The 24,278-nt window shown below is 65.2% G+C and carries 2 protein-coding genes; both read left to right on the forward strand.

What is annotated here, in order from left to right:
* Positions 1-39: 39 nt before the first annotated feature.
* Positions 40-12,945 carry a non-ribosomal peptide synthetase gene (locus ACTD9P_RS18170; protein WP_438868784.1) on the forward strand — a complete coding sequence of 4,302 codons (12,906 nt, stop codon included), beginning with the start codon at positions 40-42 and terminating at the stop codon, positions 12,943-12,945.
* On the forward strand, positions 12,942-24,278 hold the full coding sequence (locus tag ACTD9P_RS18175) for a non-ribosomal peptide synthetase (protein ID WP_438868785.1): 11,337 nt from the start codon (positions 12,942-12,944) through the stop codon (positions 24,276-24,278). The genes ACTD9P_RS18170 and ACTD9P_RS18175 overlap by 4 nt, the downstream gene beginning before the upstream one ends.

The following is a 24,278-nucleotide window of genomic DNA, read 5'->3' on the forward strand; positions in this document are numbered from 1 at the left end:
ACGTTCTCCTCAACCGTGACTTATCAGGCAGGTTACCCCATGCAGTTCAGTGAATTATTGGCAGCGATTTCCACCCATGCGATCCGTCTTCAATTGGAGGAAGGCGACCTGATTATCCTCGGCGATGACCAAGCCCTGGATGACGCGCTGTGGGATCAACTGATCGCGCACAAACCCCAACTGCTTGCCTTTGTGGCTGAACACGGGGGTGACTGGCTCAGCCCGGCCTACCGCATTACCCCGGACATGCTGGCACTGGTCACACTCGACCAGCCCGCCATCGACCGTATTGTCGCCGCCATCCCCGGAGGCGCTGCGAATGTGCAGGATATCTACCCGCTGGCGCCGCTGCAGGAAGGCATGCTGTACCACCACCTGTCGGCGCAGCAGGGTGACCCCTACGTGTTGCACGCGCAGTTTGTATTCGACAGCCGCGCGCGCCTCGATGCGTTTGCCGAGGCGCTGCAATGGGTGATCGACCGCCATGACATCCTGCGCACTTCCATGGCCTGGGAGCGTCTGGACGAACCGCTGCAAGTGGTGTGGCGCAAGGCAACCCTGGCCTGCGAAGAAGCGCATTTTACCGACGGCGACCGCCTGGCGCAGTTGCTCGCCCGCTATGACGCCCGCAGCTACCGCATGGACCTGGGCCAGGCACCGTTGCTGCGCCTGGTTTACGCCAATGACCCGGCCAACCAGCGCGTGGTGGCGATGCTGTTGTTCCACCACACCATCCTCGACCACACCGCGCTGGATGTGGTGCGCCATGAGATCCAACGGTATCTGGCCGGTGAGCAAGCCCAGGCTGCTGAGCCGGTGGCGTTTCGCAGCTATATCGCCCAGGTGCGCCATGGCGTCAGTGAACAGGCGCATCAGGCGTTCTTTCGCGACATGCTGGCGGATATCGATGCGCCAACCTTGCCTTTCGGCCTGCAGGATGTGCAAGGCGATGGGCACGGCATCGATGAAGTGCGCGTGCCCGTCGACAGCAGCCTGAGCCGGCGCCTGCGCAGCCTGGCGCGGCCGTTGGGCGTCAGCGTGGCGAGCATCATGCACCTGGCCCTGGCACGCGTACTGGGCGTGGTGTCCGGGCGCGATGCCGTGGTGTTCGGCACGGTGATGCTCGGCCGCATGGGCGCCGGCGATGGCGGTGAACGCGCGCTGGGTATGTTTATCAACACCTTGCCGCTGCGCGTGGATGTAGGCGAGCAGGGCGTGCGCGCCGGGGTCAAGGCCACCCACGAACGCCTCACCACCTTGCTCAATCACGAGCATGCATCCCTGGCGTTGGCCCAACGTTGCAGCGGTGTGGCGGCGCCGACACCGCTGTTCAGTGCGATGCTCAACTACCGTCACAGTGCCGCCACCGACATGGCGGCGGTGATCGAGGTGGCCGAAGGCATCCAGGTGCTGGGCGCCGAAGAGCGCACCAACTACCCGCTGACAGTCAACGTCGACGACCTGGGTGAAGACTTTGCGCTGACGGTGATGGTCGATGCGTCCATCGGCGCGCAACAGGTCGCCGGTTACCTGCACACAGCCCTGCATAGCCTGGCCGAGGCCCTGGAACAGCGACCGGATATGCCGCTCTGCGGCCTGAATATCCTGCCTGACACCGAACGTCACCATCTGCTGCACCGCCTCAATCAAAGCCCCGCGCACTACCGCGACACCGTCCTGATTCACGCGCAAGTCGAAGCCCACGCCGCCGCTCAACCCAACGCCATCGCCCTGCGTTTCGACACCCAGCGCATCACTTACCGCCAACTCAACGAACGCGCCAACCAGGTCGCCCACCGCCTGCTGGCCCAGGGCATTCGCGCCGATGACCGCGTGGCGATCTGCGTGGAACGTGGCCCGGAAATGATCATCGGCCTGCTCGGCATCCTCAAGGCCGGCGCCGGTTATGTGCCCATCGACCCGGCTTACCCGCTGGAGCGCATCGCCTTTACCCTGGCCGATAGCGCGCCATTGGCGGTGTTGGTGCAAGCCAACACCCAACATCTGGTCGGTGATTTGACCCGCATCGACCTCAACAACCTGCGCGCAGAATCCATCGTCAACCCGCGCGTCGCGCTCAGCCCGGCCCACCTCGCCTATGTGATCTACACCTCCGGCTCCACCGGCCTGCCCAAAGGCGTGATGATCGAACACCGCCAGGTGGCGCGGCTGTTCACCGCCACCGAGCATTGGTTTGGCTTTAACGCCAACGATGTGTGGGCGCTGTTCCATTCCTTCGCGTTCGACTTCTCGGTCTGGGAAATCTGGGGCGCGCTGATGCACGGCGGCCAGTTGTTGATCGTGCCGCAACTGGTCAGCCGCTCGCCGGATGAGTGCTACGCGCTGATCTGCGACGCCGGTGTGAGCATCCTCAACCAGACGCCCAGCGCATTTCGCCAGTTGATCGCGGCCCAGAGCGCCCAGGCGCATTCACTGCGCCAGGTGATTTTCGGCGGCGAAGCCCTGGAACCGGGCATGCTCAAACCGTGGTACGCCCGCGCCATCAACGCCGGCACTCAATTGGTCAACATGTATGGCATCACCGAAACCACCGTGCACGTGACCTACCGCGCCCTGGAAGCGGCGGATGCGCAGCTGGTCGGCGTCAGCCCGATTGGTGTGCGCATTCCCGACCTGCAGCTGTATGTGCTGGATGCGCGCCGTGAGCCGTTACCCATGGGTGTGGTCGGCGAGTTGTACGTTGGCGGCGCCGGTGTGGCGCGCGGTTACCTCAACCGTGATCAGCTGAATGCCGAACGCTTCCTGGCCGATCCGGCCACCGGCCTGCGCATGTACAAGACCGGCGACCTCGGCCGCCTGCTGGCCGATGGCAGTGTCGACTACCTGGGCCGTAACGATGACCAGGTGAAGATCCGCGGTTTCCGCATTGAACTGGGCGAAATCGAAGCCACGCTGGCCAGCGCCGACGGCGTGCGCGACGCGGTGGTTATCGCCCGTGAAGACGAACCGGGTGACAAACGCCTGGTGGCCTACGTGATCGCCGAGCGCGAACTCGGCGCCGCCGAGCTGCGCGACCATCTGCTGCTGAGCCTGGCCGAATACATGGTGCCCAGCGCCTTCGTGCTGCTGGACCGGTTCCCGCTGACCACCAACGGCAAACTCGACCGCAAAGCCTTGCCCGCGCCGGATGCCGACGCCCTCGCGCGGCGCGACTATGCCGCCCCGCAAGGCGCGGTGGAAAGCACCCTCGCCGGCATCTGGCAGTCGCTGTTGAAACTCGACAAAGTCGGCCGTGACGACAACTTCTTCGAGCTGGGCGGCCATTCGCTGCTGGCGGTCAAGCTGATCGAGCGCATGCGCCAGGTGGAGTTGAGCTGCGACGTGCGCGTGCTGTTCGGCCAACCTACGTTGCGCGCACTCGCCGCTGCGGTGGGCGGGCAGCAGGAAGTGCAGGTGCCGGCCAATCGGATCACGGCGACGAGCGAACACATCAGCCCCGACATGCTGCCGCTGGTGGCGCTGGACCAGGCCGCCATCGACCATATCCTCAAGCACGTGCCCGGTGGCATCGCCAACGTGCAGGACATCTACGGCCTGGCGCCGTTGCAGGCGGGCATTCTGTATCACCATCTGGCAACCACCGAGGGCGACCCCTACGTGTTGCAGGTGCAGTTCAATTTTGCCGACCAAATGGCGGTGGACGCGTTTACCCACGCCTTGCACAGTGTGATCGAGCGTAACGATATCCTGCGCACCGGTATTCTGTGGGAAGGCCTGGATGAGCCGGTGCAAGTGGTGTTGCGCAAGGCGCAGCTGCAGGTCGAGCGCCTAGACGTGCCGGCCGATGATGCGCTGGCGCAGCTGCAACAGCGCTTCGACCCACGCCATTTCCGCCTCGATCTGAGCCGCGCGTCGCTGATGCATTTCGGTTATGCGCAACAACGGGATGGCTTCGCAGGCATCCTGCTGCTGCACCATATCCTGCTCGACCACACCGCTCTGCAGGTGTTGGTGGAGGAGATGAGCGCCAGCCTGGCCGGCCACAGCGCGCAACTGCCGCCGGCGGTGCAATACCGCAATTACGTGGCCCAGGCGCGTTTGGGCGTGACCCAGGCGCAACACGAAGCCTTCTTCAGCGACATGCTCGGCGATATCGACGAGCCTACGCTGGCGTTCGGTTTGCAGGATGTGCACGGCGACGGCAGCGGCATTGTCGAGGCGCATTTGCCGCTGGCCCCGGCACTCGGCCAAGGCCTGCGCGAGCAAGCACGGCAACTGGGCGTCAGCAGCGCCAGCCTGGTGCACCTGGCCTGGGCGCAGGTGCTGGCCCAAGTCTCCGGCCAGCAGGATGTGGTGTTCGGCACCGTATTGCTGGGGCGCATGCAAGGCGGCGAGGGCGCCGACCGGGCGCTGGGTATGTTCATCAACACCTTGCCGTTGCGCGTCAGCCTGGGCGCCACCAGTGTGCAGGCCGGCGTGCGCGCCACCCATGCGCGCCTGGCGCAGTTGCTTGGGCACGAGCACGCTTCGCTGTCCCTGGCCCAGCGTTGCAGTGGTGTACCGGGTTCATTGCCGCTGTTCAGTACCTTGCTCAACTATCGCCACAGCGCCCCGGACGAGGCGCCGGGAGACAGCCCGTTTGCCGCGCACGGTATCGAGATTCTCAGTTCCCAGGAGCGCAGCAACTACCCGTTGGTGCTCAACGTCGATGACCTCGGCACAGGCTTTGCGCTGACCGTACAAGGCGTGGCCAGCGTGGATGTGCAGCGCGTGGGCGACTACATGCTCACCGCGCTCAGCCACCTGGTGACCGCGCTGCAACAAGCGCCGACCACCGCCTTGCAGGCGGTGTCGATTTTGCCGGCGGCCGAGCGTCACCAGCTGTTGGTCGAGTTCAACGCCACCGCGCGCGCCTACCCCTCGCAACTCACGGTACACCAGCTGTTCGAGGCCCAGGCCTTGGCCCGTCCGGATGCCGTGGCGGCGGTGCAGGGCGCGTTGTCCTTGAGCTACCGCGACCTCAACCGCCGCGCCAACCGCCTGGCCCATCACCTGATCAACCAAGGCGTGCAACCGGGTGAAAGCGTGGCGATTGCATTGCCACGCTCGCTGGATTTGCTGGTCAGTCAACTGGCGATCCTCAAGTGCGCGGCGGTGTATGTGCCGCTGGACATCAACGCGCCGCTCGAACGCCAGGCCTTCATGGTGCAGGACAGCGGTGCGCGGCATGTGCTCAACACCCTGGCCGACCTCAACCTCGACAGCCTGTCGCCGCGCAACCCCGAGCTTGCGCAGTCTTCGGACGAAGTGGCGTACATCATGTACACCTCCGGCTCCACCGGCGCGCCCAAAGGCGTGCAAGTGCCGCACCGCGCCGTCTCGCGGCTGGTGCTCAACAACGGCTATGCCGACTTCAACGAGCGCGACCGCGTGGCCTTCGCTTCCAACCCGGCATTCGACGCCAGCACCCTCGATGTGTGGGCGCCGTTGCTCAATGGCGGTTGCGTGGTGGTGGTCGAGCACGCAGTGCTGCTGTCCCAGGCCGCTTTTGCCGAGCTGTTGCAGGCACAGGCCGTCAGCGTGTTGTGGATGACGGCGGGCTTGTTCCATCAATACGCCGACGCATTGCTGCCGGCGCTGCGCCAGTTGCGCTACCTGATCGTCGGCGGCGACGTGCTCGACCCGCTGGTGATCGGCCGCGTGCTCAAGCACGGCAAGCCGCAACACCTGTTGAACGGCTACGGGCCGACCGAAGCCACTACCTTCTCGACCACCTTTGAAATCACCACACCGGGCGCGGGCGCGGTGCCGATCGGCCGGCCCATCGCGAATGCCCAGGCCTATGTGCTGGATGCGCGCCAGCAGCCGCTGCCGCTGGGTGTGGTCGGCGAGCTGTACATCGGCGGTGCAGGCGTGGCCAAGGGTTACTTGAACCAGCCGCAACTGACGGCCGAAAAGTTCATCCCCAACCCGTTCGGCGAAGGCTTGTTGTACCGCACCGGCGACCTCGCCAGTTGGCAGGCCGACGGTACCTTGCTGTACCAGGGGCGCAATGACTTGCAGGTGAAGATCCGTGGTTTCCGCATCGAGCCCGGCGAAATCGAAACCTGCCTGGCGGCCTTCCCGGGCGTGCGCGACGCAGTGGTACTGGCCCGCGAAGACGAGCCCGGCGACAAGCGTCTGGTGGCGTACTACACGGCCCGGATCCCGTTGGAAATCGAAGCATTGCGCGCCCATCTGCAAAGCCAGTTGCCGGATTACATGGTGCCGTCGGCCTATGTGTGGCTGGAGCTGTTGCCACTGACGGCCAACGGCAAGCTGGACCGCAAGGGCCTGCCGGTGCCGGATCAAAGTGCGCTGCTCAGCCGTGGCTACGAAGCACCGGAAGGTGAAGTGGAAACCCTGCTGGCGCAGATCTGGCAGGACGTGCTCAAGCTCGAGCGCGTCGGGCGCCATGATCATTTTTTCGAGTTGGGCGGGCATTCGTTGCTGGCGGTCAGCCTGATCGAGCGCATGCGCCAGGTCGGCCTGAGCGCGGATGTGCGCGTGCTGTTCAGCCAGCCAAGCCTGGCGGCACTCGCGGCGGCAGTCGGCAGTGGGCGTGAAATTGTGGTGCCGGCCAATGGCATTGCGCCGGGCTGCACGCAAATCACGCCGTCGATGCTGACCCTGGTGCAGCTCGACCAGCCAGCAATCGAACGCATCGTTGCCAACGTGCCCGGCGGTGCGGCGAATGTGCAGGAGATCTACCCGCTGGCGCCGTTGCAGGAAGGCATTCTTTATCACCATATCAGCGCCGAACAGGGCGACCCGTACCTGCTGCAATCGCGCATGGCGTTCGATAGCCTGGAGCGTTTGCACGGCTTTATGGGCGCGCTGCAACAGGTAGTAGCGCGTCACGACATCCTGCGCACCGGCGTGGTCTGGGAAGGGTTGGACAGCCCGGTGCAAGTGGTCTGGCGCGACGCGCTACTGAGTGTGCAGGAGGTGATCCTGGACCCGGCCGAGGGCGGCATCATCGAGCAATTGCACGCACGTTTCGATGCCCGTCACTACCGCCTGGATATCACCCAGGCGCCGCTGCTGCGCATGGTTTACGCCCAGGACCCGGCGAATAACCGGGTGGCGGCGATCCTGCTGTTCCACCACCTGGCGCTGGACCACACGGCCATGGAAGTGGTGGGCCAGGAGATGCGTGCGTTCCTGTTCAACCAGGCGGATGCGCTGCCCGTGGCGGCGCCGTTTCGCAACTACGTGGCCCAGGCACGCCTGGGCGTGAGCGTGGCCGAGCATGAGCAGTTCTTCAGCGCCATGCTCGCCGATGTGGACGAACCGACCCTGCCGTTTGGCGTGCAGGACGTGCAGGGCGATGGCCGCGATATCGAAGAGGCCGAGCAGCACCTGGACGCGACGCTGGCCGTGCGTGTGCGTGAGCAGGCGCGCCTGTTGGGCGTGAGTGCGGCGAGCCTGATGCACCTGGCCTGGGCGCAGGTGCTGGGGCTGGTGTCCGGGCGCGATGACGTGGTGTTCGGCACCGTATTGATGGGCCGCATGCAAGCGGGTGAGGGCGCCGATAGGGCGCTGGGCATGTTCATCAACACCTTGCCTCTGCGGGTGAATGTCGCGGCGGGCGCCGCCGTGGCGGTCAAGGCCACCCATTCGCGCTTGAGCGCCTTGCTGGGGCACGAACACGCGTCGCTGGCGCTGGCCCAGCGTTGCAGCGGCGTGCCCACCAGCGTGCCGCTGTTCAGTGCCTTGCTCAATTTTCGCCACAGCAGCCCCGGCGAAATGGCCCGCGATGGTCACGGCATCTGGGAAGGGGTGCAACTGCTGGGCGGTGAAGAGCGCAGCAACTACCCGCTGACCTTGAGCGTGGATGATTTTGGCGCAGGCTTTGGCCTCAGTGTGCTGGCGCTGCCGCAGATCGGCGCCCAGCGCCTGTGCGGCTATATGCATAACGCCGTGGAGCAACTGGTGGAGGCCTTGGAAAATGCTGCCGATACCGCGCTCAACCGCCTGCCGATACTGCCGTCGGCCGAACGCGAGACCCTGTTGCGCGAATTCAACGCAACGGCTGCGGATTTCCCCGTCGGGCACACCCTGCACGGTGCCTTCGAAGCCCAGGTCGAGCGCCAGCCCCACGCGATTGCGGTGCAGCAGGGCGAACGGTCGCTGACCTACCAGCAGCTTAATCAGCGCGCCAACCAACTGGCCCATCACCTGCTCGCGCTCGGCGTACAGCCGGACGACCGCGTGGCGATCTGCTGCCGCCGTGGCCCGCAGATGCTGATCGGGCTGTTGGGCATACTCAAGGCCGGCGCCGGTTATGTGCCGGTCGACCCGGCTTACCCTGCCGAGCGCATCGCCTATCTGTTGCAGGACAGTGCGCAGGTGGCCGTGCTGGCCGAGCCCAGTACGCAAGCGTTGCTGGGGGCATTCGCCACAGTCGACCTGCTGGGCGAAAGCTGGCAGCACCACGCGGTCAGCAATCCCCAGCTCGCAGCGCTGACCCCGGCGCACCTGGCCTACGTGATCTACACCTCCGGCTCCACCGGCCAGCCCAAAGGCGTGATGGTGGAACACCGTAACGTGGAAAACCTGGTGCACTGGCACTGCGAAGCCTTCGGCCTGGACGCGCGTAGCCACACCAGCAGTGTCGCCGGTTTTGGCTTCGACGCCATGGCCTGGGAAGTCTGGCCGGCGCTGTGTGCCGGTGCGACCCTGCATTTGCCACCTGCCAGCGTCGGCAATGAAAACATCGACGAACTGCTGGCCTGGTGGCTGGCGCAGCCGCTGGACGTCAGCTTCCTGCCCACGCCAGTGGCCGAATACGCCTTCAGCCAGCACCTGCAACACCCGTCCTTGCGCCTCCTGCTGATTGGCGGCGACCGCCTGCGCCAATTCACCCAGGAGCGACGTTTTGCGCTGATCAACAACTACGGGCCGACCGAGGCCACGGTGGTCGCCACCTCCGGCCGTATCCGCGCCGGCCAGGCGCTGCATATCGGCCGGCCGGTGGCGAATGCCAGCACCTACTTGCTCGATGCACAGCTGCGCCCGGTGCCGGTGGGCGTGGCCGGTGAGCTGTATGTGGGCGGCAGCGGCGTGGCGCGCGGTTACCTGAACCGTGCTGACCTGACCGCCGAACGCTTCCTGCAAGATCCGTTCAACCCAGGGCGCATGTACCGTACCGGCGACCTGGCGCGCTGGTTGCCCGACGGCAATATCGAATACCTGGGCCGTAATGATGATCAGGTCAAGGTGCGTGGCGTGCGCGTGGAGCTGGGCGAGATCGAAAGCCGCCTCGCTGCACTCGAAGGCGTGGCTGAAGCGGTGGTGCTGGTGCGCGAAGGGCGCCTGATTGCCTGGTTCACTGAGCACCAGCCGCTGGCGATCGAAACCCTGCGCGCACAATTGCAGGCGCAACTGCCCGACGCCCTGGTGCCTGCCGCTTACGTGAGGCTCGACGCGTTGCCCTTGACCGCCAACGGCAAGCTGGACCGCAAGGCGTTGCCGGAACCTGACCAAAGCGCGTTGTTGAAGCGTGTTTATGAAGCGCCTCAGGGCGAGGTGGAAACGACGCTGGCGCAGATTTGGGCCGAGGTGTTGCAGGTGGAGAAAGTCGGTCGCCACGACCATTTCTTCGAACTCGGCGGCCATTCGTTGCTGGCCGTGAGCCTGATCGAACGCATGCGTCAAGTGAACCTTAGCGCTGATGTGCGCGTGCTGTTCAGCCAGCCGACCCTGGCCGCGCTGGCGGCTGCCGTGGGCAGTGGCCGCGAAGTGCAGGTGCCGGCCAACCGGATCGCAGCCGATTGCCTGCGCATCACGCCGGACATGCTGCCCTTGGTTGATATCGACCAGTCGACCCTCGATCAAGTCGTCAGCCGCATCCCCGGCGGCGCGGCCAACGTGCAGGATATTTATCCGCTGGCGCCGTTGCAGGAGGGCATTCTTTACCACTACCTCACCGCCGAACAGGGCGACCCGTACCTGCTGCAATCGCACCTGGCCTTCGACAGCCTCGAGCGCCTGCAAGCCTTCGCCCACGCGCTGCAACAGGTGATCAACCGGCACGACATCCTGCGCACCGGCATCGTTTGGGAAGGCCTCGCGCAACCGCTGCAAGTGGTGTGGCGCCAGGCCCGATTGCCGCTGGAAGAGCTGCAGCTGCAGGGTGATGTACTCGCCGGCCTGCACGAGCGTTTTGATGCGCGGCGTTACCGCCTGGACATCAGCCAGGCGCCGCTGATCTGCCTCAAGTACGCCAAGGACCCGGCCAACCAGCGCGTGGTGGTGGTGTTGCTCTATCACCATATTGCGCTGGACCACACCGCGTTCGACGTGGTGCTGCGTGAGATGCAAGGGCACTTGTTGGGGCACGCCGCCCCGACGGCGGCGCCGATGCCGTATCGCAACTATGTGGCCCAGGCGCAATTGGGCGTCAGTGAGCAGGAGCACGAAGCGTTCTTTCGCGAGATGCTCGCCGATGTCGATGAGCCGACCTTGCCGTTCGGCTTGCAGGACGTGCGCGGCGACGGCAGCGCGATCCAGGAATACAGCCTGCACCTGGACAGCGACCTCAACCGCCGCCTGCGGGCCCAGGCACGTTTGCTCGGCGTGAGCACGGCGAGCCTGTTCCACCTGGCCTGGGGCCAGGTGCTGGCGGCCACGTCGGGGCGTCACAGCGTGGTGTTCGGCACCGTGCTGGTCGGCCGTCTGCAAGGCGGCGAGGGCGCCGACCGCGCGCTTGGGGTGTTTATCAATACCTTGCCGCTGCGCCTGGATATCGACGCACAAGGTGCACGCGATGCCGTGCGGGCCACCCACACACGGCTCACCGCGTTGCTCGGCCATGAGCACGCGTCCCTGGCCCTGGCCCAGCGGTGCAGTGGGGTGGCGGCCCCGGCGCCGTTGTTCAGCTCGATGCTCAACTATCGCCATCGCGGCGCCGCGATGCGTTCTGCCGAGGCGCAACACGCCTGGGAAGGCATGCAGACGCTGGTCAACGATGGCCGCACCAACTACCCGGTGACCCTCAACGTGGATGACTTGGGTAATGGTTATGATGTCACCGCCCTGGCGCAGATTGACGCGCAACGGGTGTGTGGTTACCTGCAGAACGCCTTGGCCGGGCTGGTCGAAGCCTTGGAACAGGCGCCGCACCAGGCGCTCAATCGCCTGCCGATCCTGGGCGCCGAGGAACGCCAGAAACTGCTGGTAGCGTTCAACGCCACCGAGGTCGATTACAACCTCGACCAGACCTTGCACGGCCTGTTCGAGGCCCAGGTCGAACGCTCGCCGGATGCGGTAGCGGTCAAGGCCGGTGACCAGCAGTTGACCTACCGGGCGCTTAACGAGCGCGCCAACCGCCTGGCCCATCACCTGCGCGAACTCGGCGTGCAGCCGGATTCGCGCGTGGGTATCTGCGTCGAGCGTGGCCTGGACATGGTGGTCGGCCTGTTTGCCATCCTCAAGGCCGGTGGCGGTTATGTGCCGCTGGACCCGGCGTATCCCCTCGAACGCATCGCTTACATGCTGCAAGACAGCGCACCGGTGGTGGTGCTGGCGCAAGGCGCGACCCGCCAGTTGTTGGGCGACGTGCCAGTGCTGGACCTGGATCACCTCACCTGGCAACACCAGAGCGCGAGCAACCCACAGGTGCCGGGCCTTACCGCCCGGCATCAGGCCTATGTGATCTACACCTCCGGCTCCACCGGCCAGCCCAAAGGCGTGATCAACGAACACGCCGGCGTGGTCAACCGCTTGCTGTGGATGCAGGACGCCTATGGCCTCAAGGCCCATGACGCGGTGCTGCAGAAAACCCCGTTCAGCTTCGACGTGTCGGTGTGGGAATTCTTCTGGCCGCTGTTTACCGGCGCACGGTTGGTGATGGCGCGCCCGGGCGGGCACAAAGAGCCGGAGTACCTGTGCCAGGTGATCGAGGCTGAACAGATCACCACCTTGCACTTCGTGCCGTCGATGCTCGATGTGTTCCTGGCCCATGGCGATGTCAGCCAGGCCATAGGGCTGGTGCGGGTGATGTGCAGCGGCGAAGCCTTGCCGGGCAGCCTGGTGCGGCGCTTCAAAGCGCAACTGCCGGGGGGTGGCCTGTACAACCTGTACGGCCCGACGGAAGCGGCGGTCGACGTCACCGCGTGGAACTGCGCGCGCCCCGACGTGCCGGACAACACGCCAATCGGCAAGCCGATTGCCAATACACGCATGTACGTGCTGGACGCCCAGTTGCAGCCGGTGCCGTTGGGGGTGGTGGGTGAGTTGTTTATCGGCGGCGTGCAAGTGGCGCGCGGGTATCTGAACCGCCCGGAGCTGACCGCCGAACGCTTCCTCAAGAACCCGTTCACCAGCGGGCGTATGTACCGCACGGGCGACATCGGCCGTTACCTGCCCGACGGCAATATCGAATACCTGGGCCGCAACGATGACCAGGTCAAGATCCGTGGCCTGCGCATCGAACTGGGCGAAATCCAGGCGCGCTTGCTGGAACACCCGCAGGTCAAAGAGGCCGCCGTGGTGGCCCGCGAGGACCGTCTGGTGGCGTACTACACCGGCGCGCACACCGACATCGACCGCTTGCGCGCCCACCTGTTGCAGTACTTGCCGGACTTTATGGTGCCCGCCGTGTTTGTGCACCTCGATGCATTGCCCCTGAGCCCCAACGGCAAGCTCGACCGCAAGGCGCTGCCGGTGCCGGGCATGGACGCGCTGAGTGTGCGCGAATACGCAGCGCCCGAAGGCGACACCGAAATCCTCATGGCAGCGCTGTGGGCCGAACTGCTCAACGTGGAGCGCGTTGGGCGCCATGACAACTTCTTTGAGCTGGGCGGGCACTCGCTGCTGGCCGTGAGCTTGATCGGACGCCTGCGCCAGGAAGGCCTGGAAGCCGATGTTCGGGCGCTGTTCGAACAGCCGAGCCTGGCCGGCTACGCCGCCATTACCGAACGAATGGAGATCGTCCTGTGAGCATTTTTGAGTTATTGACCACGCTGAAAACCAAGGACGTACAACTGGCGCTCAAGGGCGAGCAGTTGTCGGTGCAAGGCAACAAACAAGCGCTGAGCGATCCGGCGATCCTGGCGGCGTTGCGCGAGCACAAAGCGGCTTTGATCGAACTGATCAAGGCCGGTGAATACTCGGCCTCCAAGGCCGGTGAAGTGCAGGTGCCGGCCAATGGCATACCGCCAGGTGCCGAGCACATCACCCCGGCGATGCTGAGCCTGTCGACGTTGAGCCAGGACGAGATCGAGCGCATCGTCGCCACGGTCGACGGCGGTGTGGCGAATATTCAGGACATTTACCCGCTGGCGCCGTTGCAGGAAGGCATTCTGTTCCACCACGTCAGCGCCGAGCAGGGCGATCCGTACGTGATGCAGTCGCAGTTCGCGTTCGACAGCCTGGAGCGTTTCGAGGCCTTCGCCCAGGCGTTGCAGAGCGTGATGGACCGCCACGATATCCTGCGCACCGGGGTGGTCTGGGACGGTTTGCAGCAACCCTCGCAAGTGGTGTGGCGCCAGGCACGCCTGCCGGTGCAGGCGCTCCAATTGGACCCGGCCGACGGCGATATTGCCGCTCAATTGCACGGGCTGTTCGATGCCCGCCACTATCGCCTCGACGTGACCCAGGCGCCGCTGCTGCGCCTGGTACGGGCCGACGACCCACTGAACCAGCGCATTGTCGCAACCTTGCTGTTCCACCATATGGCCCTCGACCACAGCGCCCTCGAAGTGGTGTGCCATGAAATGCAGGCGTGCCTGCTGGGGCAGGGCGCGGCGCTTGGCCAGGCCGTGCCGTTTCGCAATTATGTGGCGCAGGCACGGCTGGGTATCACTGAGCCGGAACACGAAGGTTTCTTCCGCCAGATGCTCGGCGACATCAGCGAGCCGACCTTGCCATACGGCTTGCAGGACGTGCAGGGCGATGCCCGTGGCATCAGCGAAGTCAGCCTGCCTTTGCCCGCAGCGCTCAGCCAACGGTTGCGCGCGCAAGCCCGGCAATTGGGCGTGAGTGCCGCCAGCCTGTTCCATATGGGCTGGGCGCAGGTGTTGGCGGTGCTGGCCGGTAAAGAGCAGGTGGTGTTCGGCACCGTATTGATGGGCCGCATGCAAGGCAGCCATGACACGGATCGGGCGCTGGGTATTTTCATCAACACCTTGCCGTTTCGCGTGGACGTGGGCGGCCAGGACGTACGCGCCGGGGTCAAGGCCACCCACGCGCGGCTCACCACCTTGTTGCGCCATGAACACGCGCCGCTGGCCCTGGCCCAACGCTGCAGTGGGGTGGTGGCGCCGACGCCGCTGTTCAGCGCCTTGCTCAACTATCGCCACAGCGCCCCGGCCGCCAGCGCCGAAGCCGTGTCGGCCTGGCAAGGGATCGCCGCGCTCAGCGCCGAAGAACGCACCAACTACCCGCTGACCCTGAGTGTGGATGACCTGGGTGAAGGCTTTGGCCTTAGCCTGCTGGCCAGCCAGCGGGTCGACCCGCAGCGCGTGTGCAGCTACCTGCAAACCGCCCTGGAGAACCTGGTGACGGCGCTGGAGCAAGCACCGCACACCGCGCTCAATCAGCTGTCGGTGCTGCCCGCCGCCGAGCAGCAACTGCTGCTTGAACAGTTCAACGCCACCCAGGCCAATTTCCCCCAGGGCAGCACCTTGCACGGGCGCGTCGAAGCCCAGGCCGCGCTCACGCCGGACGCGATCGCCGCCGTGCAGCAGGGCCGCCAACTGACCTACGCCGAACTCAACCAGCAAGCCAACCTGCTGGCCCATCACCTGTTGGCGTTGGGGGTCAAACCCGATGACCGCGTGGCCATCGTCGCGCGCCGTGGCCTGGACACCCTGGCCGGGTTGCTGGCTATCCTCAAGGCCGGTGCCTGCTACGTGCCGGTCGACCCGTCGCACCCGGCCGAGCGCCTGAGCTACCTGCTGAGCGACAGCGCCCCGGTGGCGGTGCTGACCCAACAGGCATTGCTTGAGCGCTTGCCGGCGCTGGACGTGCCGGTGATCCAGCTGGACCGCTACACCTGGCAGCACCATTCAGCCTGCAATCCGAAAGCCGCCGTCAGCCCATCGAACCTCGCCTATGTGATCTATACCTCCGGCTCCACCGGCCTGCCCAAAGGCGTGATGGTCGAACACCACACGGTGGCCAACCTGGTGGGCTGGCATGGCCGCGCCTTTGACCTGTGCGCCGGGCGCCACACCGCCAGCGTTGCCGGCTTTGGTTTTGATGCGATGGCCTGGGAAGTGTGGCCGGCGCTGTGTGTCGGCGCGACCTTGCACTTGCCGCCCGCCACGGACGGCGCCGAAGATATCGACGCGCTGCTGAGCTGGTGGTGCACACAGCCGCTGGACGTGTGCTTTTTGCCGACGCCGGTGGCCGAGTACGCGTTCAGCCAGCAAATCGAACACCCTACATTACGCACCTTGCTCATCGGCGGTGACCGCCTGCGCCAGTTTGCGCGGGCACAGCGGTTTGAACTGATCAACAACTATGGCCCCACCGAAGCCACGGTGGTTGCCACTTCCGGCAAGGTCGAGGCGGGCCAGCCGTTGCATATCGGCAAACCGGTGGCCAATGCCACGGTGTACCTGCTCGATGAACAACAACGGCCGGTGCCATTGGGTGTGGCCGGTGAGCTGTACGTGGGCGGCAAGGGCGTGGCGCGGGGTTACCTCAACCGCCCGGAGTTGACCGCCGAGCGCTTCCTGCAAGACCCGTTCAACCCGGGGCGCATGTACCGCACCGGCGACCTGGCGCGCTGGTTGTCGGATGGCAATATCGAGTATTTGGGGCGCAACGATGATCAGGTAAAAATCCGTGGCGTGCGCATCGAGCTGGGTGAGATTGAAACCCGGCTCGGCCAACTGCCTGGGATACAGGAAGCGGTGGTGCTGGTGCGTGAGGACCGCTTGGTCGCCTATTTCACCCAGAACCCGCAACTCGACCCGCTGGCAGTGGGTGATATCCGTGCCCACCTGGTCGCGCATCTGCCGGACTACATGGTCCCGGTCGCCTATGTGAAACTCGAGGTCTTGCCACTCACCGCCAACGGCAAGCTCGACCGCAAGGCGTTGCCGGCGCCGGACATGGCCGCGGTGTTTACCCGCGAATACGCAGCGCCCGAGGGCGAGATCGAAAGCGTGCTCGCGCAGATCTGGGCCGATGTGCTGCAGGTGCAGCGTGTCGGGCGCCACGACCATTTCTTCGAGCTGGGCGGGCACTCGTTGCTGGCGATGCGCATGGTGTCGCAAGTGCGCCAGCGCCTGGGGGTGGAACTGGTCCTCGGCGACTTGTTTGCCAATGCCGAACTGGCGGCGGTCGCCGAAGTGCTGGCGCAGTCGGGGCGCAGCACCTTGCCGGATATCCTGCCGGCCAATCGTGATGAAGACGTGCCGCTGTCGTTCGCCCAGCAGCGCCTGTGGTTCCTGGCGCTGATGGAAGGCGCCAACACCGCCTACAACATTCCCATCGGCCTGCGTTTGCGTGGCCAGCTGCATGTCGAGGCGCTGCAACGCGCGCTGGCGCGCATCGTCGCGCGCCACGAAACCTTGCGCAGCCGCTTTGCCCAACAGGGCGACCAAGCTCAGGTGCTGATCGTAGCGGCTGAAGACATGTTGCCCCTGCAAGTGCAGGATTTGCGCCGCCACCCGCAACCGCAGCAGGCGCTGGATGCCTTGATTCATGGCGAAGCCTCGGCGCCGTTCGACCTGGAACGCGGCCCGTTGCTGCGTGGGCGCCTGGTGGTGATGGCCGACGATCACCATGTGCTGCTGTTGACCTTGCACCATATCGTTTCCGATGGCTGGTCGATGGGCGTGCTCACCCGTGAGTTGATGGCGCTGTATCAAGCCTTCAGCCACGGCATGCCTGACCCGTTGCCAAGCCTGCCGATCCAGTACGGCGACTTTGCCGTGTGGCAGCGTTTATGGCTGAGCGGCGAAGTGTTGCAGCGCCAAAGCACCTATTGGCAACAGGCCCTGGCCGGTGCGCCGGCCTTGCTCACGCTGCCCACCGACCGCCCACGCCCTGTGCAGCAGGACTACGCCGGCAATAGCGTCGAAGTGCGCCTGGACGAACGCCTGACCGCCGGGCTCAAGGCCTTGAGCCAACGCCATGGCACCACGCTGTACATGACCTTGATGACGGCCTGGGCCTCACTGCTGGCGCGGCTCTCGGGGCAACCGGATGTGGTGATCGGCTCGCCGGTGGCCAACCGTACCCGCAGCGAGGTGGAAGGGCTGATCGGCCTGTTCGTCAACACCCTGGCGGTGCGCATCGACACCGCGGGCGAGCTGAGCACCGAGGCCTTGCTGGCGCGGGTCAAGGCGCTGACGCTGGCGGCCCAGGCGCACCAGGACTTGCCGTTCGAGCAGGTGGTGGAAATCACCCGGCCGGTGCGCAGCCTGGCCCATAGCCCAGTGTTCCAGACCTTGCTGAGCTGGCAGGACAGCAGCGCGCCGACCCTGGCCTTGGGTGACCTGGCCCTGGAAGGCATTGTCGAGAACAGCCACTTTGCCAAGTTCGACCTGTCGCTGAACCTGGGTGAAGTGCAGGGCAGCATTCTCGGCGCGCTGGAGTTTGCCGTGGCGCTGTTTGATGAGTCGACCGTGCAGCGTTATGCCGGTTATTTCATCCGCACCTTGCAGGCCATGGTCGATAACGACCAGGCGGTGCTGGAACACGCACCGTTGGTGGATGAGCGTGAGCGTCAGCACCTGCTGGTCGATTTCAACGCCACCGCAGTGGACTACAACCTCGACCAAACCCTGCACGGGATGTTTGAAGCGCAGGTAACGCGCACGCCGCACGCGATTGCAGTGAAGGCCGGCGAGCAGCAACTGACCTACGCCAAACTGAATGCCCAGGCTAACCAGCTGGCCCATCACCTGCTGGCGTTGGGCGTACAGCCGGGTTCGCGGGTGGCGATCTGCGTGGAGCGCGGCCTTTCCATGGTCGTTGGCCTGTATGCGATTCTCAAGGCTGGCGCGGCATATGTGCCGCTGGACCCGGCCTATCCGCAGGAGCGTCTGGCGTACATGCTGCAAGACAGTGCGCCGCTGGTGGTGCTGGCCCAAGGTGCGACCCGTGGCTTGCTCGGTGAGGTGGCGGTGGTCGATCTGGACCAGCCAGGCTGGCAGCACTTGCCCGCAGGCAACCCGCAGGTACAGGGCGTGAGCGCCTATGTGATCTACACCTCCGGCTCCACCGGCCAGCCCAAAGGCGTGATCAATGACCACGCCGGGGTGGTCAACCGCTTGCTGTGGATGCAGGACGAATATCGCCTCACGGCGCAGGATTCGGTGCTGCAGAAAACCCCGTTCAGCTTTGACGTGTCGGTGTGGGAATTCTTCTGGCCATTGTTTACCGGCGCGCGCCTGGTGATGGCGCGCCCGGGCGGGCACAAAGAGCCCGAATACCTGTGCGATGTGATCGAGGCCGAACAGATCACCACCTTGCACTTTGTGCCGTCGATGCTCGATGTGTTCCTGGCTCATGGCGATATCCGCCAGGCGGCCGGGCTGGTGCGGGTGATGTGCAGCGGCGAAGCCTTGCCGGGCAGCCTGGTGCGGCGCTTCAAGCAGCAACTGCCGGGCAGCGAGCTGCATAACCTGTATGGGCCGACCGAAGCGGCCGTCGACGTCACTGCCTGGCACTGTGCCGGCCCGGTCACCCCGGACAACACGCCGATCGGCAAACCCATCGCCAACACGCGCATGTACCTGCTCGACAGCCAATTGCAACCGGTGCCGCTGGGCGTGGTGGGCGAGTTGTTTATCGCGGGCGTACAAGTCGCGCGCGGGTATCTGAACCGGCCGGAACTGACCGCCGAGCGTTTCCTTGACGACCCTTTCATGCCGGGGCGCATGTACCGCACCGGTGATGTCGGGCGTTACTTGCCGGACGGCAATATCGAGTACCTGGGGCGCAACGATGACCAAGTGAAGATCCGTGGTTTGCGTATCGAACTGGGTGAAATCCAGGCACGGCTGCTTGAGCATCCGCAGGTTAACGAAGCCGCCGTGGTCGCCCGTGAAGAGCGGCTGGTGGCCTACTACACCGGCACGCCGAGCGAAATCGACGCACTGCGCAGCCATCTGCTGCGGCATCTGCCGGAGTTCATGGTGCCGGCGATTTTCGTGCATCTGCAGGCGTTGCCACTGAGCCCCAATGGCAAGCTCGACCGCAAGGCGCTGCCGGCGCCGGGCCTGGATTCAGTGGTGGTGCGCGAATACGAAGCGCCCCAGGGCGATACCGAAATGGCCTTGGCCAGCCTGTGGGCCGAACTGCTCAATGTTGAGCGCGTGGGCCGTCACGATAACTTCTTCGAACTGGGCGGGCATTCGCTGTTGGCCGTCAGTTTGATGGGGCGCATGCGCCGCCTGGGCTTGTCGGCGGACGTGAAGGTGCTGTTCGGCCAGCCGACGCTCTCGGCGTTGGCGGCGGCTTTGGGCAGTGGGCGTGAAGTGGCGGTGCCGGCCAATGGCATTGCCGAAGGTTGCACCCACATCACCCCTGCGATGTTGCCCTTGATCCAGATGGACCAGGCCGCCATCGACCGCACCGTCGCGTGCATTCCCGGCGGAGCCGCGAATGTGCAGGATATCTACCCGCTGGCGCCGTTGCAGGCCGGCATCCTGTATCACCATCGGGCTGTGCTTGAAGGCGATGCCTACCTGTTGCGGGCGCAGTTTGCCTTCGACAACCGTCTGCGCCTGGACGCCTTTGCCCATGCATTGCAGGCGGTGATCCAGCGGCATGACATCCTGCGTTCCTCTTTCCATTGGGACGGCCTGGAGGAACCGGTGCAAGTGGTGTGGCGTGAGGCCTCGCTCAGCATTGAAACCGGTGCCGTGCCACAGCGCCTGGAACTTTCGCAAGCGCCGTTGATGCGGCTGATCTATACCGAGGAGCCGCAGCGCGTGGTCGCCACGTTGCTGTTCCATCATTTGGTGATGGACCACATCGCGCTGGACATCCTGCAGCATGAAATGCAGGCGTTCCTGCTCGGCACCCAGCACACGCTGGGCGCGGCCGTCCCGTATCGAAACTATGTGGCCCAGACTGTGGCCCAGACCCGCCTGGGCGTTGACGACCACGAAACCTTCTTGCGCGAAATGCTCGGTGAAGTCGATGAACCAACCGACGTCGGCTACCTGGGCGTCGATGAACACGCGCATCTGGCCATCGACCCTCAGTTGAGTCAGCGCCTGCGCACCCAGGCCCGCCAGGCAGGCGTGAGTGCCGCCAGCCTGATGCACCTGGCCTGGGCGCAGGTGCTGGGCAAGGTCAGTGGCCGCGAACAGGTGGTGTTCGGCACCGTAATGCTTGGGCGCCTGCACGGCGGCGAAGGTGCGGAGCGGGCCATGGGCGTGTTTATCAACACCTTGCCGCTGCGCGTCGACCTGGGTGAACACTCGGTACGCACCGCGCTGCGGGCCACCCATGCGCGCCTGAGCCAATTGCTCAGCCATGAGCACGCGCCGCTGGCCTTGGCCCAGCGTTGCAGCGGCGTGCCAGTGGGTACGCCGTTGTTCAGCGTGTTATTCAACTACCGCCACAGTGCGCCGCACAGCGGTGGTCTGGCACAGGCTTGGCAGGGCATTGAGCTGCTCAGTGCCGAGGAACAGACCAATTACGGGCTGTCGGTGAGTGTCGATGACCTTGGTGAGGGTTTCAGCCTGACCGCCATGGGGCAGGGCGCCCGGCGTTTGTGTGATTACCTGAATATTGCCCTAGAGCAACTGGTTGAGGCGCTGGAGCACCACAGTGATGTGGGCATCAGTCGCTTGCCCATCCTGCCGGCAGCCGAGCGCCAACAGCTGGCAGGTTTCAATGCCACCACCCGCGTGTTTCCCCGTGAGCACACGGTGCAGCGCCTATTCGAAGCCCAGGCCCAGGCACGGCCGGACGCGGTGGCTGCGTTGCACTGCGACGCGGTATTGAGCTACGGCGAACTCAACACCCGCGCCAATCGCTTGGCCCATCACCTGATGAGCCTGGGTGTGCGCCCGGCCGATAACGTCGCGATCCTGCTGCCGCGCTCCCTGGACCTGCTGGTCAGCCAATTGGCGATCCTCAAGTGTGCGGCGGCCTATGTGCCGCTGGACATCAACGCACCCACCGAACGCCAGGGCTTCATGTTGCAGGACAGCGGCGCGAGCTGGCTGTTGACCCGCAGTGACGCGGCGCTGGAGTACCCGGCGCGGCGCCTGGACCTGGACACCCTCGCCCTTGACCCGCAACCGAGCCACAACCCCGACCTGTCGCAGTCCTCGGACAGCGTGGCGTACATCATGTACACCTCGGGCTCCACGGGTACGCCCAAGGGCGTATTGGTGCCCCATCGCGGCATCACGCGGCTGGTGCTCAACAACGGTTACGCCGACTTCAACGCCGCCGACCGCATGGTGTTTGCCTCCAACCCGGCGTTCGACGCCAGCACCATGGACGTGTGGGGCGCGCTGCTCAACGGCGGCCAGGTGCAGGTGATCGACCATTGCACCTTGCTCGACCCGGCTGCATTCGGCCGGGCACTGCACGGTGCGACGGTGCTGTTCGTGACCACCGCGCTGTTCAACCAGTATGTGCAGATGATCCCCGAGGCCCTGGCAGGCTTGCGCATTTTGCTCTGCGGCGGCGAGCGTGCCGACCCGGCGGCGTTCCGCAGCCTGCTGGCGCAGGCGCCGGGCTTGCGCCTGGTGCATTGCTACGGGCCGACGGAAACCACCACCTACGCCACCACTTACGAGGTGCAGGCGATTGCCGACGATGCTGACAGCGTGCCGGTGGGTCGACCGATTTCCAACACGCAGATTCACGTGCTGGATGCGTACTTGCAGGCACTGCCGGTGGGTGTGACGGGCGAAATCTGCATCGGTGGCGACGGCGTGGCCAGGGGCTATTTGAACCGGCCGGAGCTGACTGCCGAAAAATTTGTCGACGACCCGTTCAACCCAGGCGCCTTGATGTACCGCACCGGCGACCTCGGCCGCTGGACGGCGGACGGCTTGCTGGAGTGCATCGGGCGTAATGACGACCAAGTCAAGATCCGCGGTTTCCGTATCGAGTTGGGCGAGATTGAAGCACGCCTGGCGACCTTCGCAAGTATCCAGGACGTGGTGGTGCTGGCCCGTGAAGATGTGCCCGGCGACAAGCGTCTGGTGGCGTATTTCACCTGGGCTGGCGAGCCTGGCGACGTCGACAGTGTGCGTGCGCACCTGCACGGCCAGTTGCCGGACTACATGCTGCCGTCGGCCTATGTGCCGCTGGCGCAGTTGCCGCTGACGGCCAATGGCAAGATCGATCGCAAAGCCTTGCCAATTCCGGCGTTGGAGGCCTTGCTCAGCCGTGACTTCGAGGCCCCGGCCGATGCGCTGGAACAGTCGCTTGCCGGCCTGTGGGCGGAGGTGTTGAAACTTGAGCAGGTGGGGCGTCACGACAGCTTCTTTGAGCTGGGCGGGCATTCCTTGCTGGCGATTCGATTGGTCAACCTGATGGAAGCAGCGGGCTTGCAGGTGTCGCTGGCCGAGCTGTTCCAGCACGTCAGCGTGGCCTCGGTGGCGGCGATGTTGCGCCAGCGCACCGGCGAGCCGGTGCGCGACACCGCGCTGATTACCGTGCGCAGCAGCGGCGCGCAGCCGCCATTGTTTCTGGTGCACGAGTTCAGCGGCATGGACGTGTATTTCCCGGCGCTGGGTCAGCACTTGCCCGGCGACTATCCGATCTACGGCCTGCCGGGCGCGGCACTGGGCGAGCCGCACCTGAACACCATGGAAGGCTTGGCGGCGCGCATGGTCGGCCTGATCCGTCAGGTTCAGCCACACGGGCCTTACCGCGTGGCGGGCTGGTCGTTTGGCGGCGTGCTGGCCTATGAAGTGGCGATGCAACTGCTGGGGCTGGATGAACCGGTGGCGTTCCTCGGTCTGATCGACAGCTACGTGCCGCGCATGACCGACCAAGGCAAGGCACGTTGGAGCGGGCCGGATGCCCTCAAGCGGCATTTGCTTTTGCAGTGCACGGCGTATTGGAAAGCACAGGGAGGTGTGGATGAACTGGCGAGCCTTGAGCAGCTTGAGGCGGGCATTGGACAGCTGGACTTTGCGGGTTTGCTGCAACGCTGTCGCGATCAAGGTCTGCTATACGCGCAAATGGCAGCGGCTACGGACGCGGACCTCTTGAGCTTTATCGAGCGGGAAGTCGGCCACGGGCATGCGCTGGCGCACTACAGCCTGTTCCCGCTGCCGGTGCCGGTGCATCTGTTCAGTGCCCGCGAACGGCCGACCGAGCTGTCGCGGCGCAGTGAATCGCTGGGTTGGGAAGCCGCCTTGGCGCCTGGGCAACTGCGTCGGGTCGAGGTGCCTGGCGATCACCAGAGCATGATGCAGGCACCGCATATTCAAGGCTTGGGCGCGGCGATGGCTGAGGCCTTGGCTGTGAGTGCGCCGGTGAGGGAAGCGGTGCATCAACCGTTGCTGCGCATTCAGAGTGGGCGTGCGGGCCATGCGCCGGTGTTCTGTGTGCCGGGAGCGGGGGACAGCGTCACTGGGTTTGTGGGGTTGAGCGAGGCACTCGGGCGCGACTGGCCGCTGTTCGGCTTGCAGCCGCGCGGGCTGGATGGCGAGGCGGTGCCCCATAGCCAGGTGGAAGCGGCGGCGCAGTGTTACCTGGCGGCGCTGGCGCAGGAGTGCCCGCGCGGGCCGGTGCATCTGGTCGGGCATTCATTTGGTGGCTGGGTCGCACTGGAGATGGCGCTGCGCTTGCAGGCGATGGGCCGCGAGGTGGCGTCGTTGACGGTGATCGACAGTGAATCGCCAGGCGGTGCGGGCAAGCCGTATTCGACCACGGCAGCGCTGTTGCGCTTGATCGAGGCCATGCAGTTGTCGGCGGGCAAGTCGCTGGGCATTGACCGGGTGGAGTTTGCCGGGCGCGATGAGGTGGCGCAGCAGCAATGGCTGCATGCGGGGATGGTGAGCGTGGGGCTGCTGCCGGGGCGTGCCAGTGTGGATGCGATGGCGGGGCCGGCGCGTACTTATGCGGCGGCGTTGCGCACGGTGTATCGGCCGGCGCAGCGGTTCAACGGGGTGGTGCGGTTGGTGTTGGCGCAGGATCCGGCGTTGGATGCGGCGGGTAATCAGCGTGAGCAGGGGTTGATGGAAGAGGGTTGGCGGCGCCAGGGGAGTGGGTTGCAGGTTTGGTATGGCGCGGGGAATCACTTCACGTTGCTTAAGACGCCGAATGTTTTGGGGTTGGCGCGGTGGTGGCTGGAAGGGGTGGTGGTTGGGGAGGTGGTGTCGTGA

The sequence above is a fragment of the Pseudomonas onubensis genome (assembly GCF_965653655.1).
Lineage (GTDB): Bacteria > Pseudomonadota > Gammaproteobacteria > Pseudomonadales > Pseudomonadaceae > Aquipseudomonas.

Excerpts from the sequence above, each read along its gene's own strand:
- ACTD9P_RS18170 (WP_438868784.1), top strand. The coding sequence starts at position 40 with ATGCAGTTCAGTGAATTATTGGCAGCGATTTCCACCCATGCGATCCGT.